The organism is Bradyrhizobium sp. UFLA06-06 (assembly GCF_054820065.1).
Window position 1 is genome coordinate 35,399 of sequence record NZ_JADFUD010000043.1, and the last position, 15,247, is coordinate 50,645.

The following is a 15,247-nucleotide window of genomic DNA, read 5'->3' on the forward strand; positions in this document are numbered from 1 at the left end:
ACGCGAACCGGGATCCACTTCGCTGGAAAACGCTCTAGTGGCATCAGTGGTATCCGTGGCCGGGGCGCACCTTGCCGCGGAACACCCAATAGGCCCAGGCGGTGTAGCCGAGGATCAGCGGCACCAGGATCGAGACGCCGACCAGCATGAAGATCTGGCTGTTCGCCGGTGCCGCCGCCTGCCAGATCGTGATGCTCTGCGGCACGATGTATGGATACATGCTGATGCCGAGCCCGGCATAGGACAGGGCGAACAGCGCCAGCGTCAGGAAGAACGGCTGGTGGTCGTTCTTGTCGCTGAGCGCGCGCAGCAGCAGCGCGGTGACGGCGGCGACCGCGATCGGCACTGGCGCGGTGAGGATGATGTTGGGCCAGGCGAACCAGCGCTGGGTGTATTGCACGCTGAGGAACGGGGTTGCGATGCTGACGGCGCCGATCGCGCAAAGCATCGCGATCAACAACATCCAGCTCAGATGGTAGGCGCGGTCGCGCAGCTCACCCTCGGTCTTCATCACCAGCCAGGTCGCTCCGAGCAGCGCATAGCCGATCACCAGCGCGACGCCGGTCAGGATGCTGAACGGCGTCAGCCAATCCCACCAGCCGCCGGCGTACTGACGTCCCTCGACATGGATGCCCTGCAGGATGGCGCCGAGCGCGATCCCCTGCGCCAGTGTCGCGAGCAGCGAGCCGCCGGCGAAAGCGATATCCCATTTGTTGCGCGCCTTCTGGGTCCGCCAGCGGAATTCGAAGGCGACGCCGCGGAACACGAGGCCGAGCAGCATCGCGATCATCGGCGTGTAGAGCGCCGGCATCAGCACCGCATAGGCCAGCGGAAACGCCGCCATCATGCCGCCGCCGCCGAGCACCAGCCAGGTCTCGTTGCCATCCCACACCGGCGCCACCGTATTCATGATGACGTCGCGGTCGGTCTTTTGCGGAAACAGCGGAAACAGGATGCCGAGGCCGAGATCGAAGCCGTCCATCACGACATAGACGAACACGGCAAAGGCGATGATGAAGGCCCAGATCGTGGCGAGATCGATCATCGTGCGGCCTCCACGGCAGCACCTGCCGCCGGCGTGATGCCGGCGGCGCGGGCGGGAAGATCCTTCGTCGGGCCTTGCTCGCCGGGATGCGGCGGCTGCGCCATCAGCCGCAGGATGTAGATCACGCCCGCGGTGAACACGGCGAAATAGACGATGATGAAGGCAATCAGCGACGAGCCCACCGCCGGCGCCGCCAGCGGCGACGCTGAGTCCGCCGTGCGCAGCAGGCCGTAGACGGTGAACGGTTGCCGCCCGGTCTCCGTGGTGATCCAGCCCGCGAGCACCGCGATGAAGCCGGCGGGGCCCATCAGCACCGCGAAGCGATGCAGCAGCGGCGATTGGTACATCATCCCCCGCCAGCGCATCAAAAGGCTGAGCAGGCCGAGCCCCATGATCAGGAAGCCGAGGCCGACCATGATGCGGAACGACCAGAAGGTGATCGGCACCGGCGGCCAGTTCTCGCGCGGCACGGTGTCGAGGCCGGCCAGCGGCGCGTCGAGCGAATGCTTGAGGATCAGCGACGACAGCTTCGGCACCTCGATCGCATACTTCACTTTCGCCTCACGCTGGTCGGGCCAGCCGAACAGGATCAGCGGCGCGCCGTCCTTGTGGCTCTGGTAATGGCCTTCCATCGCCATCACCTTGGCGGGCTGGTGCTCCAGCGTGTTGAGGCCGTGCTGGTCGCCGGCGAGGATCTGGATCGGCGCCACCAGCGTCGCCATCCACATCGCCATCGAGAACATCACGCGCGCTCCCGCCAGATGCTGGTCGCGGAGCAGATGCCAGGCACCGACCGCGCCGACCACCAGCGAAGTGGTGAGGTAGGCCGCCAGCACCATGTGCACGAGGCGGTAGGGGAACGACGGATTGAAGATCACCTTGAGCCAGTCGGCGGCGACGAACTGGCCGTCGGCGTTGACGGCGTGGCCTGTCGGTGTCTGCATCCAGGAATTGGCCGACAGAATCCAGAACGCCGAGATCAGCGTGCCGATCGCGACCATCAGCGTCGCCACGAAGTGCAGCCTGGGGCCGACGCGTTCGAGCCCGAACAGCATGACGCCGAGAAAGCCGGCCTCGAGGAAGAATGCGGTTAACACCTCATAGGCCATCATCGGACCGATCACCGGCCCGGTCTTGTCGGCAAAGGACGACCAGTTGGTGCCGAACTGGTAGGACATCACGATGCCCGAGACCACGCCCATGCCGAACGCGACCGCGAAGATCTTCAGCCAGTAATTGAACAGGTTGATGTAGACCTCGCGCTTGGTGGCAAGCCACAGCGCTTCCAGCACCGCGAGATAGCTCGCAAGCCCGATCGAGAATGCGGGAAACACGATGTGGAACGACATCGTGAAAGCGAATTGCGCGCGGGCGAGTACGACCGCATCCCAGCCTTCGAACATCACGCACCATCCATCGTCGACCTGGCGTGGACCTTACCACGTCAGCTGTGACGACAAAGAGGGCGGATTGTCCGACTAAAGCGGGTTGAGTTTTGGCTGGATCGGCTTGGCGCGGTCCCGGTTCACCTCCCCCCGTTGGGAGAGGTGAACCTCCGATGCCGTTCCAGCTCAACCTGATCTCATCAGGCCTTAGCTGTTGGCGTTGAGCAGCCGCGCGACGGTGCGGTCGATCTCGTCGTACTGTCCCTCGCCGGCGTGCTGGAAGACGATCTTGCCGTTCTGGTCGATGACGTATTGCGCCGGCCAATACTGGTTGCGGTAGGCGTTCCAGGTCTGCGAATTGTTGTCCTGCGCCACCGGATAGAGGATGCCGTGCCGCTTCAGCGCCGCCTGCACGTTGGAGGCCGAATGCTCGAACGGGAATTCCGGCGTGTGGACTCCGATCACGACGAGGCCGCGATCCCGGTACTTTGAATAGAGCTGGGTGACATGCGGCAGTGTGTTGACGCAGTTGACGCAGCCATAGGTCCAGAAATCCACCAGCACGACCTTGCCGCGCAGGTCGGCCAGCTTCAGCGGCTGCGAATTGAACCAGTTGCTGATGCCGGCGAATTCGGGCGCGGTCGGGCTCTGTTCGGCGGTCATGGCGATCGCCCGCGGCACCGGCTGGGCCGGCGCGTCTGACTCGGTGCAGAGGCCAGGGATCACGGCACCGCCGAGGCCAAGGCCCGCCACCAGAGCGGATACGGCAATCAAGCGCAGGGACATCGATATCTCCTTTGGGCTTACAGGCCGATCTGGCCGTTGGGATAGAACTGGGTCAGCCACGCCACGATCAGCGTGTCGTACTGCAGGTAGGACAGCGCGGCGAATGCGACGATCACGACGCCGAAGCCCTGCTGCAGGCGCGGCGCGATCCGCGCCATGCTGCGCAGGTGCGTGGTGACGGCCTGTCCGCCATAGGCAATCGCAAGCATCGGGATCGCGGCGCCGATCGCGTAGGTGACGAGCTGCAGGCTCGCCCACGCGGTGTCCTTCGAGGTCGCGACGATGGTCAGGATCGAGCCGAGCACGGGGCCGGCGCACGGCGTCCACACCAGGCCGAGCGTAGAGCCGAGCACGAAGCCGCCGAACAGGCTTTGCGACGGCGCGGCCTGTCCGACGTTGCAGGTGGCGCCGGTGAGCCGGATCGACAGCCATTCGAACGGCGCCGGCCAGATCATCAGGAGGCCGAAGCCCGCGAGCAGCACGGCCGCGCCGGTCCGCAGCACGCTCGGATCGAAATCGAAGGCGCGCGTGATCGCGCTCAGCAGCAATGCCACCGCAGAGAATGACATCACGAAACCGAGCGCGATCATCGCGGGCCGCGCCTTGCCGGTCTGGCCTATCGATACCCCAAGCAGGATCGGCAGCATCGGCAGGGTGCAAGGGGCGGCGACGGTGGCGACACCGGCAAGCAGGGCAAGGGCAAGGCTGAGCATCGTCATCCGTCCATCGGAGTCCCGGCGCGCCAGAGGGCCGCGCCGGGTACGCCTGATGTTCTTCGCGGGGACGGTTTGGCCGTTACGGTGGGCCGGTCGCGAGCCGCGTCACGTCTGTGTGAGGCGAGGTGCGCTCGGCATCACGGCGCCGCGCCAAAAACAGAGCGACCCGGCTGGGGGGCATCCCGGCCGGGTCGTTGGAGGCTACTTGGGAGGTTAGAACGAAGAGGTATCGAAACCGGTTCAGTAAATGGGGTTGGGGTTGCGTCGTTGGCTATAGATATAGAGATCGTGTTTTTCCGGGTGATGTCGTCGATTGTTTCAATTGTTTCGTCGCCTGAATTTTTCGGCTTCGTGGACAATTGTCTGAATCGCGTGGTCTCCCGTTAAGATATTGAATTTGCGATACTTTATGCGGCGACGCTATCCACGCCGGCGCCCCGCAGGAGGTCGGCGAGCTGCTTGCGGGCATAGAACATGCGGGTCTTCACCGTGCTCTGCGGGATACCGATGATCTCGCCGGCCTCCTCGACCGACTTCTCATGGTAGTAGACCAGATTGATGATCTCGCGGTGGGCCGGTGACAGCTTGGCCACGCAGGCGCGCAGGATCTCGCTGGTGGTGGCGCGATCGAGCGAGGTTTCCGGCGTGTCGGCGCCGTCGGCGATCTCCAGCACGTCGTCCTGGTCGATGTCCTCATGCTTGCGCTGGCGCAGCGCGGTCAGCGCCTTGAAGCGGGCGATCGAGAGCAGCCAGGTCGAGACCTGCGAACGGCCCTCGAACTGGGCCGCGGTGCGCCAGACGTCCAGGAACACCTGGCTGACCAGGTCCTCGGCCATGGTGGTGTCGCGCACCATGCGGAGCACGAAGCGGTAGACCCGGACGTTATGACGGGCATAGAGCGTGTGCATCGAGGTGCGGTCATTCTTGGCGATACGCGCGAGCAGCGTTTCATCCGAGGTCGCGCGAGCAGCGTCGATATGCTTCGTGGCTGCAGCGTTGATGGCGATGACGTTCGGCATGACAGGCTCCCAGTTCGCCGTTGGGCGGCGGTTCGTTGGGAGAAACGTTAGTTACGGCCCGTTTCCGGATGTCTGCGCGAAAAGCGGAAAATGGTTTCGTGACCGGGAGAATTGTTTCGTCGCGGCCCAGGCGACGAAACATTCGGGATCAAAAAGCCAATAATTTCAATGTGCGGAAAGTTCGAACGGCCGGATTCCCGCCGTCGGAACGAATCCGGCGGTCATGACTTCTGGCACTGTCGGGGCTTATTCGGCCGCCTGCAGCGAGGGCGTCGCCTTCTTCGGGGCAATCCAGAACGCATCGGGCCGTTCGAACAGGAAATTGGCCCGCGCCGCCAGTGCCAGCCGCCAGATCACGAGCGAGCCGGCGACGCCGACCGCGGTCACGATCAGCGAGATCAGGCCGATGTCGTGGATGATGCCGAAGCGCAGCAGAAGGGTGCGTGTCGCAGCCATCGGCAGGAAGAAGGCGAGATAGATCACGATCGAATGCTCGCCGCAGAAGCGCAGCAAGCCAAGCCAGTGCGCGCGCGCCAGCAGCGTGCCGGTCACGATGATCGCGCAGGCGCCGGCAAAGCCGAGTGCCAGCGAGACGACCGGCCATTCGCTCACCTCGAGCGCAACCAGGCCGCCATTGATCAGCGCCCAGAGCCCAAGCCCGAGCAGAGCCAACGCAGGCCGTGCCCGCGCGCGGTCCGACAGCGCGAACACGTAATCGGCGAGGATATAGCCGGTGTAGAAGTAGACGAAGCGGGAGCAGAACTCGTCGATCACGGTCCAGCCGGTCGTGACATGCGCCGCTTCCAGCAGCGCCGCGATCAGCCAGATCACGAGCGGGGGGACATTGCGCGCGAGCTTGGTGGCGACGAAGAAGATCGGCAGCAGATAGATGAACCACAGCGTGCCGAACGGCTCGATGAAGGACTCGAGATATTGCAGCCCAACCTGGGCCCAGCCGGTCTCGGCGGCCAGCGACGGCGCCTTGAAGCCGAACTGGATCGTCACCCAGAGCACGTAGAAATAGGCGAAGTGCATCACCTTGCGGTCAAGATAGGTGCGCCAGTCGCGATCGATCACGACCGACAGGAACAGGCCCGAGATCAGGAAGAAGTCCGGCATCCGGAACGGCTTTGCGAACATCACGACATAATGCATGAAGCCAGTCTGGTCGGCGGCCTTCTCGACCCCCAGCACCGAATGCATCATCACGACCATGATGATGCAGATGCCCTTGGCATAGTCGACCCAATCGACGCGTCCGCTCGCGCGTGGGGCGGAACGATCTGTCGCAGCGGCTGTGCCGTTTGTGGTCATCTTTGTCCTGTTCCGGCGTGATCGGGCCCATCATCGGCCCGATCGGTTGCTTTCTCCTTTATTGATACAAGCGATGTGCCACCAAACCGGACCTTTCCGCGGGTTTCCCGTGGCTGACGAATGGTCTAAGAGGCGAGGAAATCCGAGACGGATTGTTAACCATGGGACGCAGCCCGGCCCGAGCGCCGCTGCGGTGATGAGAATCCTTGCCGCGCCAATTCGATAGTCCGCTGCCGATCGATGCCGTGCTCGATGAGCTCGACCGCACGCTCGATGGTCACAACGCCGCAGTGCTGGTGGCGCCGCCGGGCGCCGGCAAGACCACGCGCGTGCCGCTCGCGTTGCTCGATGCACCCTGGGCGAGGGGCAAGAAGATCATCGTGCTGGAGCCGCGCCGCATCGCCGCGCGCGCCAGCGCCGAGCGGATGGCGAAGACGCTCGGCGAGCGTGCCGGGGAGACCGTCGGCTATCGCGTGCGCTTCGGCTCGAAGGTGTCGCGCGCGACGCGGATCGAGGTCGTCACCGAAGGCATCTTCTCGCGCCGGATCCTCGACGATCCCGAGCTCAACGGCGTCGCCGCGGTGCTGTTCGACGAATTCCATGAGCGCTCGCTCGATGCCGATCTCGGGCTGGCGCTGGCACGCGACGCGCAGACCGGCCTGCGCGAGGACCTGCGAATCCTCGTGATGTCGGCAACGCTCGACGGCGCACGCGTCGGAAAACTGCTCGGCGACGCGCCGGTGGTCGAAAGCGAGGGGCGCGCCTTTCCGGTCGAGACCCGTTACGTCGGCCGCAAGGTCGACGCGCCGCTGGAGCGGCAGATGGCCGAGACGATCGCGGCCGCGCTGCGCGCCGATGCCGGCTCGGTGCTGGCCTTCCTGCCGGGCGCCGCCGAGATCCGCCGCACCCAGACTTTTTTGGCCGAGCGTGTGCACGACGCCGCGGTCGAGATCGTGCCGCTGTTCGGCGCGCTCGATGCCAGCGTGCAGGATCGCGCCATCGCGCCGGCGCCGAAGGGCACCCGCAAGGTGGTGCTGGCGACCTCGATCGCCGAGACTTCGCTGACCATCGAGGGCGTCCGCATTGTGGTGGACTCTGGCCTCGCGCGGGTGCCGCGCTACGAGCCTGACATTGCGTTGACGCGGCTCGAGACCGTACGGGCCTCGCGTGCGGCGGTGGATCAGCGGCGCGGCCGTGCCGGCCGTATCGAGCCCGGCATCTGCTACCGGCTCTGGGACGAGCCGCAGACCGCGTCGCTGCCGGCCTACACCGCGCCCGAGATCCTCTCCGCCGATCTGTCCTCGCTGGTGCTCGATCTCGCGCAATGGGGCGTCAGCGATCCCGCGGGCCTTGCCTTCCTCGATCCACCGCCGGGGCCGGCGCTGAAGGAGGCCAAATCACTGCTGTCCGAGCTCGGGGCGCTCGACGGCGATGGCCGCATTACAGAAGAAGGACAGAGCCTGCGCGCGCTGGCGCTGTCGCCGCGGCTGGCGCGCATGATCGTGGATTCCGCCCGCTTCGGTATGGGCGAGGAGGCGGCCGAGATCGCCGCGGTTCTGACCGAGCGCGGGCTCGGCGGCGACAGTGTCGATCTCGACGTCCGGCTCGACCAGTTCCGCCGCGACCGCTCGCAGCGCGCATCGAGCGCCCGCACCATGGCGGCGCGCTGGGCCGCGCAGGTGAAGTCGGCGGCCGGCGAAACGAAGGATCTCTCCACCGGCGTCATGCTGGCCTTCGCGTTTCCGGACCGCGTCGCCAGGAACCGCGGCAACGGCAGCTTCGTGCTGGCCAATGGCCGCGGCGCCGCCGTCGAGCAGACTGCGGCGCTGGCGCGGCTGCCTTATATCGCGGTTGCCGAACTGACCGGCACGGCCGCGAGCGGCCGCATCCTGCTGGCGGCGCCGATCACCCAGGAGGAGATCGAGCAGCGCTTCGCTGACCAGATCGAGAACGTGGAAGAGGTGACGTTCGACCGCGGCGCGATGGCGCTGCGCGCCCGCCGCAGGCGTTCGCTGCACGCGATCACGCTGTCGGAGGCACCGATGCCGCTACAGCCCTCGGCCGAGACCGCGCGCGTGTTCGCCGACGGCCTGATCGCCGCCGGGCTCGACCGTTTGCCGTGGTCGAAGCACTCCAAGCAATGGCGCGACCGCGTCATGTTCCTGCGCAAGGCCGAGGACGAGAGCTGGCCCGATCTGTCGGACGCAGCGCTCGCCGCGCGTGCCGACGACTGGCTGGTGCCGGCGCTCTACGACAAGACCGCGCTGAGGGAGCTGTCCGCCGGCGACCTGTCGGACGCGCTGATGGCGCTGCTGCCGTGGGAATTGCGCGCGCGGCTCGATCGCGAGGCGCCGACGCATTTCGAGGCGCCGACCGGAACGCAGCTCGCGATCGATTACGAGGCCGAGCAGGGCCCGACCATTGCGGTGCGGCTGCAGGAGCTGTTCGGGCTCAACACCCATCCCTCAATTGCCAAGGGCGCGGTGCCGCTGGTGCTGGAACTGCTGTCGCCGGCACAGCGGCCGGTGCAGGTGACGCGCGATCTGCCCGGTTTCTGGCGCGGCAGTTACGCCGCGGTGCGTTCCGACCTGCGTGGCCGCTATCCGCGCCATCCCTGGCCGGAAGATCCCGCCAGCGCGATGCCGACCAGGCGCGTGAAACCGCGCGGCACGTGAATCTTCGAGGCAACGCTTTGTCGTGCCGCGTCAACGTTTCGCGTTGTTGCGCTAGCTAGAGCACGATGGTTCTTGGTTGAATCAGTCGGACCGCAGGCTCGCTTCGCCTCCCCCGCTTGCGGGGGAGGCCGACGCGCTCGGCAGCGCTCTTGCGCGCCTGAGCGCGGCGGGTGGGGGCTCTCTCCGCGATGCGACTCGCGGCGAGAGCCCCCACCCCAGCCCTCCCCCGCAAGCGGGAGAGGGAGCGCAGCATCTTTGCGGTCGCAAGCTCAACCTAACTTCATCATGCCTTAAGGGCGCCGGTCTCCGTTTTCCCGATCATGCTTGATCGGTTGCGCTGGCGAGCGCCGGCAAACGGTGGTTAGATTTGCGCGCTGGGATGGGATCACGGGCTCGCACTTGGGGAGGCCACCGTGGAGATCAAGAACGCATCGCCGTCGCTGTACAACGAAGATCTGGCGCCGGCCAAGGAACGCAACTGGGGCGCCTTCAGCATCTTCAACGTCTGGACCTCGGACGTGCACAGCCTCTGGGGCTATTATCTCGCCGCCAGCCTGTTCCTGCTCTGCGGCAGCTTCGTCAACTTCATCCTCGCGATCGGCGTCGGCTCTGTCTCTTATACACATCGTTCGTCGGCAGCGTCAGATGTGTATAAGAGACAGCTGGTACGGCGCGCAGACCGCCGCGGCCTCGGGCGCGATCGTCGCGCTGCTGACGCGCATCGACAGCTTCAAGGCGTTCCACCAGTCCAGCCATATGCTCGGCCATTCCACGCTCGAGGTGATCTGCTTCGTCGTGATCTGGGCGCTGCAGCTGCTGATCATCCAGCGCGGCATGGAGACGGTGCGGCGCTTCCAGGACTGGGCGGGGCCTGCGGTGTGGCTGATGATGCTGATCCTTGCGATCTATCTGTGCATCGCGGCCGGCGGCATCTCGCTCACCGCGCCGATCCCGCAGGACGTGCTGCTGGAAAAGACCAAGGAAGCCGGCGTGCCCGGCGTGCCCGGCTCGTTCCCGGCGCTCTGCGCCGTCGCCGCCACCTGGATCACCTATTTCGCCGCGCTCTATCTCAACTTCTGCGACTTCTCGCGCTATGCGCCCGACGAGAAAGCGCTGCGCAAGGGAAATATCTGGGGCCTGCCGGTCAATCTGATCCTGTTCTCGCTGGTTGCCGGCGTCACCACGATCGCGGCGTTCAACGTCTATCACGAGGTGCTGCTGCATCCCGACCAGATCTCGGCGAAGTTCGACAGCTGGTTCCTGGCATTGCTCGCGGCGGTTACCTTTGCGGTGGCGACGCTCGGCATCAACGTCGTCGCCAATTTCGTCTCCCCGGCGTTCGATTTCTCCAACGTGTTTCCGCGGCATATCGACTTCAAGAAGGGCGGCTATATCGCGGCGCTGATCGCGCTGGCGCTGTATCCGTTCGCGCCCTGGGAGGGCAACGCCGCCTCGTTCGTCGGGCTGATCGGCGCGACGATGGGGCCGATCTTCGGCGTCATGATGGTCGACTATTATCTGATCGCCAAAGGCCGTGTGAACGTGCCGGCGCTGTATCGGGAGAACGGCGAATATCGCTTCCAGAACGGCTGGAACGTCAGCGCGCTGATCGCGGCCGGCATCGGCGCGCTGTTCTCGTCGGTGCTGCCGAACTTCACCTCGATCCTGCCGGCGTGGTGGGCGGTCTATGGCTGGTTCTTCGGTGTCGGAATCGCCGGCGCGGTCTATTACGCGCTGCGCGTTGCGATGCCGAGCCCGGTCGCCAGGACGGCCTGAAAGACGGCCTGAAGGCCGGCAAATTGCTGCCCGGGCAGCCGGCCGATGTCATTCGGCCGCTGCTCTGGGCTCGCATTAACGCTTCGCTCATCCTTTTCGCCAAAATGGCAGGCTCGTGCCGCCGCCCTCGCTCGCGGCGGGGCGGACGGCGTGGTGAAATTGCGTGTTCGGTTTTCCGAGTATGGTGTCATGCGTAACCTGATGATTTTCGCGGCCATCCTGATTGGGCTGGGCACCTTCATGGCTCAGATGGCCAGCAAGATGTCGCCCGCCGCCGCGACCACCACAAGGCAGACCGCCGCCCCAGCCGTCACGGTGGCGCAGGCCAGTGCCCGCACGTTCAGCATTGCGCCCGATCCTCGCGGTCATTTCGCGACCGACGGCCGGATCGACGGCCAGCGCATCAACTTCATGGTCGACACCGGCGCCTCGGTGGTTGCGCTGAACGAGGCCTCGGCTGCCCGTTTCGGCCTGCGCCCGGTGCCGGGCGATTACACCTCGCGCGTTACCACCGCGAACGGCACCATCAAGGCCGCGCGCGCCCGCATCGCCATGATCGAGATCGGCGGCCTGACCGTGCGCGACGTCGATGCCCTGGTGCTGCCGGACGAGGCGCTGTCGGAAAACCTGCTCGGCCTATCTTTCCTGTCGAAGCTGAAGCGCTTCGAATACGCCAACGGCAAATTGTTGCTGGAGCAATAAGTCATCCTCACGGGATAGCGTGCGACACACTCGCTGTCGTCCCGGCGAAGGCCGGGACCCATAACCACAGACCGTCTTTGGTGAGCAACGCCGGAACGACGGGTCCCGAACCCAACACCCGCTGCGGCGTATGGGTCCCGGCCCCGTGCGCAATTGCGCACTTCGCCGGGACGACGATTGCGGAGATCGCGCGCTCGAATCTGTCACCGTAATGCTGGGAAGGCCGGCGCGATCCGGCGTTCAACTCGCGGGATAGTTGCCGCCATTTCTGCCGTAATTGTTGGTCACCAGCCCCAGTCTCTGCTTTCGCCCGGCCCGCGCATTCGCTAAAGGCTGCGACGATGTCTTTCTGCATACGACCATAAGGCCGACCCATGTTTCCGAAGCCGAAATCCGCGCTGGTCCCGAACACCTATGCCTTCGAATCCGAGCCGATGGTGAAGCCGACCGGGTTTCGCGAGTACGACGCGCGCTGGCTGTTCAACAAGGAAATCAACCTGATGGGCGTGCAGGCGCTCGGCATGGGGCTCGGCGCGCTGATCGCGGAGCTCGGCGTCCGCCAAGAGATCGTCACCGGTCACGATTTCCGCGGCTATTCCGCCTCGATCAAATACGCGCTGATCTCGGGCCTGATGGCGGCGGGCTGCAAGGTGCATGACATCGGGCTCGCGGTGACGCCGATGGCCTACTTCGCGCAGTTCGACCTTGACGTGCCCTGCGTCGCCATGGTCACCGCCTCGCACAACGACAATGGCTGGACCGGCGTCAAGATGGGCGCCAACCGTCCGCTCACCTTCGGTCCCGACGAGATGTCGCGGCTGAAGGCAATCGTGCTCAACGCCGAATTCAAGAACACGGCCGGCGGCTCCTATCAATTCCACGAGAATTATCCGGCGCGCTACATCGCCGACCTCACCAGCCGGCCGAAGCTGAAGCGCAGGCTGAAGGTCGTCGCGGCCTGCGGCAACGGCACCGCGGGCGCGTTCGCGCCGCAGGTGCTGGAGGCGATCGGCTGCGATGTGATTCCGCTCGACACTGAGCTCGATCACACCTTTCCGAAATACAATCCGAATCCGGAAGACATGGAGATGCTGCACGCGATCCGCGATGCGGTGCTGGCGCACAAGGCCGATGTCGGCCTCGGCTTCGACGGCGACGGCGACCGCTGCGGCGTGGTCGACAACACCGGCGAGGAGATCTTCGCCGACAAGGTCGGCGTCATGCTGGCGCGCGACATGTCGGCGATCAATGCGAACGCGCAGTTCGTCGTCGACGTGAAGTCGACCGGGCTGTTCGTGACCGACCCCGTGCTGCAGAAGCAGGGTGCGAAGACGGTCTACTGGAAGACCGGCCATTCCTACATGAAGCGGCGCACCAATGAGCTGGGCGCGCTTGCCGGTTTCGAGAAGTCGGGCCACTTCTTCTTCAACAAGCCGTTCGGTCGCGGTTATGACGATGGCCTGGTATCGGCGATCGCGATCTGCGAGATGCTCGACCGCGCGCCCGGCAAGTCGATGGCCGATCTGAAGGACGCGTTGCCGAAGACCTGGTCGTCGCCGACCATGTCGCCGCATTGCGCCGACGAGGCGAAGTACGGCGTCGTCGACGCCGTGGTGAAGCACTTCGAGGCGTTGCAGCAGCAGGGCGGGAAGGTCGCGGGCCAGAACATCCGCGATCTCGTCACCGTCAACGGCGTGCGCGTCACGGTCGAGGACGGCAGCTGGGGCCTGGTGCGCGCGTCCTCGAACAAGCCGGAGCTCGTGGTCGTGGTGGAAAGTCCGGTCAGCGAGCGGCGCATGCACGACATGTTCGAGGCGATGGATGCCGTGCTGCGCACGCATCCCGAGGTCGGCGAGTACAATCAGAAGATTTGAGCGCACTGCTCGCCGCGAAGAATGGTGTCATCGCCCGCGAAAGCGGGTGATCCAGTATTCCAGAGACGGTCGTGATTGAGCCGAGAGGCCGCGGCGTACTGGATCGCCCGGTCGAGCCGGGCGATGACAGCTCAGGAGGTGGTGCTCACGCTGCCCGCAGCGAGGCCAGGAAGCGATCCAGCTCGGTCTTCAGCCATTCCGATTGCGACGACAGGCCGTTGGCTGCATCGAGCAGCTGTGCGGTCGCGCTGCCGGCCTGTTCGGACGCGCGGTTGACGTTGAGGATGCCCTTGTTGACGTCCCGCGTGCGATCGGCGGCCTGCTGCAAATTGCTGGAGATCTCGCGGGTCGCCGCGCCCTGCTGATCGACGGCGGCCGCGATCTCGCCGGAGACCTGGTCGATTTCCGCGATCGTGGTCCCGATGGTCCCGATCGCGCTGACGGCAGCACCCGTCGCGCTCTGGATGTCCTGGATCTGGGCCGAAATCTCCTCGGTCGCCTTGGCGGTCTGGTTGGCCAGTGCCTTGACCTCGCTCGCGACCACGGCAAATCCGCGGCCATGCTCGCCGGCGCGCGCCGCTTCGATGGTTGCGTTCAGGGCGAGCAGATTGGTCTGGCTGGCGATGCTCTGGATCAACGTCACCACCTCGCCGATCTTCTGCGTGCCGGCGGCAAGGCCTTCGACGACGCTGTTGGTGCGGCGTGCCTCGTCGGCGGCCTTGGCGGCGATCCGCGCCGAGCGCGTCACCTGCTCGGCGATGCTGTTGATCGAGGCCGTCAGCTCCTCGGTCGCGGACGCGACGGTTTCCACATTGCTCGACGCCAGCGTCGATGCGGAGGCGGCTGCGGTGGCCTGGCGAATGGTTTCCGCGTTGCTCCCGTTCATCGTTGTCGACAGGCCCTGCATCGCGCTCGCCGCCACCGCGACGGCCTCGACGACCTCGCCGATCTTGCGCTCGAAGCCGGCGGCGAGCTCGCGCCGCGCGGCATCGCGGTCCTTTTTGGCTCGTTCGGCCTCGATCCGCTCGGCCTTGGCGCGCGCTTCGGCGGCGCCGGCGGCCTCGGCCTCCGCCGCCTTTTGCGCCGCTCTCTCGAACAGTTCGGCAAGCGTGTGCGCGAGCCAGATCAGCACGCCGGCCTCGATCAGCAGGATCACGGCGTGGAGAACGACGCGACCGAAATCGCCGCCGCCGGGATAGATCGCGGCCGGCAGGATGAAATTCAGCGTCAGGTGATGCAGGGCAACTGCCGCGGTGCCGGCGACGATCGGCCGATAGTCGCAATAGGCGACGAGGCACGCCAGCGCGGCGAAGAAATACATGTGCATGTCGACCTGCCAGCGGTGGCCGGCGAACTGGTAGACCAGCATCGACACGCCGGCCATCAGGGCCACTGCAACGATCAGGCGCGTTGAAACGCCGTTCCCCGAGACGCGCCACGACACCGTCGCGGCCAGCGCCATCGCGACCATGAAGCCGGCCGGCATCAGCCAGTCGGTGTGCAGCGTCATGCCGACGATGACTGCGATCGGAACGTGCAGCCACAGCACCACGAGCAGGATCTTGCTGGCCGTCTCGCGCAGGGCGGCCATGTCATCGCCTTCGAAGGTCATCCCCAGCCCCCAGATCGTCATCCGCCCCGAAGCAGCCGGCGATCGCCTGCGGATCCATGGTCAGCAAGGCGCCGGCCTCGTACAGCCGGCCCAGCCCGCCATCGCGGTCAGGCCGCACCACCAGCAGGGCCGGGATCGCGGTCATCCGAACGATCGACGCATCGGCGGACGCGGCGGCGATCAGCGCGCGCTCGGCGCGCCACCATGGCGGGAAGGCCACGGCCACCACGTCGCTGCCCGCCCGCACCTTTAGCGACAGCACTGCGACCGCGATCCAGCTCGCAATCAGCAATGCAGCCGCGCCCAGCCAGGCAGGCGGTCGTTTCGCTGGGATGATCTCCCC

The 15,247-nt window shown here is 65.8% G+C and carries 11 protein-coding genes and 2 pseudogenes; 5 read left to right on the forward strand and 8 right to left on the reverse strand.

The window, feature by feature from the left end; genetic code table 11:
* Positions 1–43 precede the first annotated feature (43 nt).
* From cydB to IF803_RS29360, 6 genes are all read right to left on the reverse strand, one after another.
* A complete protein-coding gene (gene cydB / locus IF803_RS29335) occupies positions 44–1,045 on the reverse strand; it encodes a cytochrome d ubiquinol oxidase subunit II (protein WP_461194480.1) in 1,002 nt (333 codons plus the stop codon).
* Entirely contained in the window at positions 1,042–2,448 is a 1,407-nt protein-coding gene (locus IF803_RS29340) for a cytochrome ubiquinol oxidase subunit I (protein ID WP_461194481.1), read from the reverse strand. The genes cydB and IF803_RS29340 overlap by 4 nt, the downstream gene beginning before the upstream one ends.
* A 189-nt stretch (positions 2,449–2,637) precedes the next feature.
* Positions 2,638–3,216 carry a thioredoxin family protein gene (locus tag IF803_RS29345; RefSeq protein WP_461194482.1) on the reverse strand — a complete coding sequence of 193 codons (579 nt, stop codon included), beginning with the start codon at positions 3,214–3,216 and terminating at the stop codon, positions 2,638–2,640.
* Positions 3,217–3,233: 17 nt separating this feature from the next.
* On the reverse strand, positions 3,234–3,929 hold the full coding sequence (locus tag IF803_RS29350) for a cytochrome c biogenesis CcdA family protein (RefSeq protein ID WP_461194505.1): 696 nt from the start codon (positions 3,927–3,929) through the stop codon (positions 3,234–3,236).
* Between the two features lie 410 nt (positions 3,930–4,339).
* The gene (locus IF803_RS29355; protein ID WP_016848063.1) at positions 4,340–4,951 is read right to left on the reverse strand and encodes a sigma-70 family RNA polymerase sigma factor; all 612 of its coding nucleotides are present in this window, start codon (positions 4,949–4,951) and stop codon (positions 4,340–4,342) included.
* Positions 4,952–5,197: 246 nt separating this feature from the next.
* Positions 5,198–6,265 carry an acyltransferase family protein gene (locus tag IF803_RS29360; protein WP_461194483.1) on the reverse strand — a complete coding sequence of 356 codons (1,068 nt, stop codon included), beginning with the start codon at positions 6,263–6,265 and terminating at the stop codon, positions 5,198–5,200.
* A gap of 206 nt (positions 6,266–6,471) precedes the next feature.
* On the opposite strand from IF803_RS29360, the gene hrpB reads away from it, so the two are divergent.
* The 5 genes and pseudogenes from hrpB (at position 6,472) to IF803_RS29385 (ending at position 13,292) form a co-directional block, all read left to right on the forward strand.
* Positions 6,472–8,940, forward strand: coding sequence for an ATP-dependent helicase HrpB (hrpB, locus tag IF803_RS29365; RefSeq protein WP_461194484.1), 2,469 nt, complete (start codon positions 6,472–6,474; stop codon positions 8,938–8,940).
* Between the two features lie 413 nt (positions 8,941–9,353).
* A pseudogene (locus IF803_RS29370) lies at positions 9,354–9,551 on the forward strand (nitrate reductase); the annotation flags it as partial.
* Positions 9,552–9,603: 52 nt separating this feature from the next.
* Positions 9,604–10,716: pseudogene (locus IF803_RS29375) on the forward strand (cytosine permease); the annotation flags it as partial.
* A gap of 201 nt (positions 10,717–10,917) precedes the next feature.
* Positions 10,918–11,418, forward strand: a complete 501-nt coding sequence (locus IF803_RS29380; protein WP_304500201.1) for a TIGR02281 family clan AA aspartic protease — start codon at positions 10,918–10,920, stop codon at positions 11,416–11,418.
* Positions 11,419–11,792: 374 nt separating this feature from the next.
* The gene (locus IF803_RS29385) at positions 11,793–13,292 is read left to right on the forward strand and encodes a phosphomannomutase/phosphoglucomutase (RefSeq protein WP_411784837.1); all 1,500 of its coding nucleotides are present in this window, start codon (positions 11,793–11,795) and stop codon (positions 13,290–13,292) included.
* 145 nt (positions 13,293–13,437) lie between these two features.
* On the opposite strand, the gene IF803_RS29390 is transcribed toward IF803_RS29385, so the two are convergent.
* Complete coding sequence (locus IF803_RS29390; RefSeq protein ID WP_461194486.1) at positions 13,438–14,904, reverse strand: methyl-accepting chemotaxis protein; 1,467 nt, start codon at positions 14,902–14,904, stop codon at positions 13,438–13,440.
* On the reverse strand, positions 14,885–15,196 hold the full coding sequence (locus IF803_RS29395) for a hypothetical protein (protein WP_461194487.1): 312 nt from the start codon (positions 15,194–15,196) through the stop codon (positions 14,885–14,887). The genes IF803_RS29390 and IF803_RS29395 overlap by 20 nt, the downstream gene beginning before the upstream one ends.
* Positions 15,197–15,247 lie beyond the last annotated feature (51 nt).

Excerpts from the sequence above, each read along its gene's own strand:
- cydB (WP_461194480.1), bottom strand. The coding sequence starts at position 1,045 with ATGATCGATCTCGCCACGATCTGGGCCTTCATCATCGCCTTTGCCGTG.
- IF803_RS29340 (WP_461194481.1), bottom strand. The coding sequence starts at position 2,448 with ATGTTCGAAGGCTGGGATGCGGTCGTACTCGCCCGCGCGCAATTCGCT.
- IF803_RS29345 (WP_461194482.1), bottom strand. The coding sequence starts at position 3,216 with ATGTCCCTGCGCTTGATTGCCGTATCCGCTCTGGTGGCGGGCCTTGGC.
- IF803_RS29350 (WP_461194505.1), bottom strand. The coding sequence starts at position 3,929 with ATGCTCAGCCTTGCCCTTGCCCTGCTTGCCGGTGTCGCCACCGTCGCC.
- IF803_RS29355 (WP_016848063.1), bottom strand. The coding sequence starts at position 4,951 with ATGCCGAACGTCATCGCCATCAACGCTGCAGCCACGAAGCATATCGAC.
- IF803_RS29360 (WP_461194483.1), bottom strand. The coding sequence starts at position 6,265 with ATGACCACAAACGGCACAGCCGCTGCGACAGATCGTTCCGCCCCACGC.
- IF803_RS29380 (WP_304500201.1), top strand. The coding sequence starts at position 10,918 with ATGATTTTCGCGGCCATCCTGATTGGGCTGGGCACCTTCATGGCTCAG.
- IF803_RS29385 (WP_411784837.1), top strand. The coding sequence starts at position 11,793 with ATGTTTCCGAAGCCGAAATCCGCGCTGGTCCCGAACACCTATGCCTTC.
- IF803_RS29390 (WP_461194486.1), bottom strand. The coding sequence starts at position 14,904 with ATGACCTTCGAAGGCGATGACATGGCCGCCCTGCGCGAGACGGCCAGC.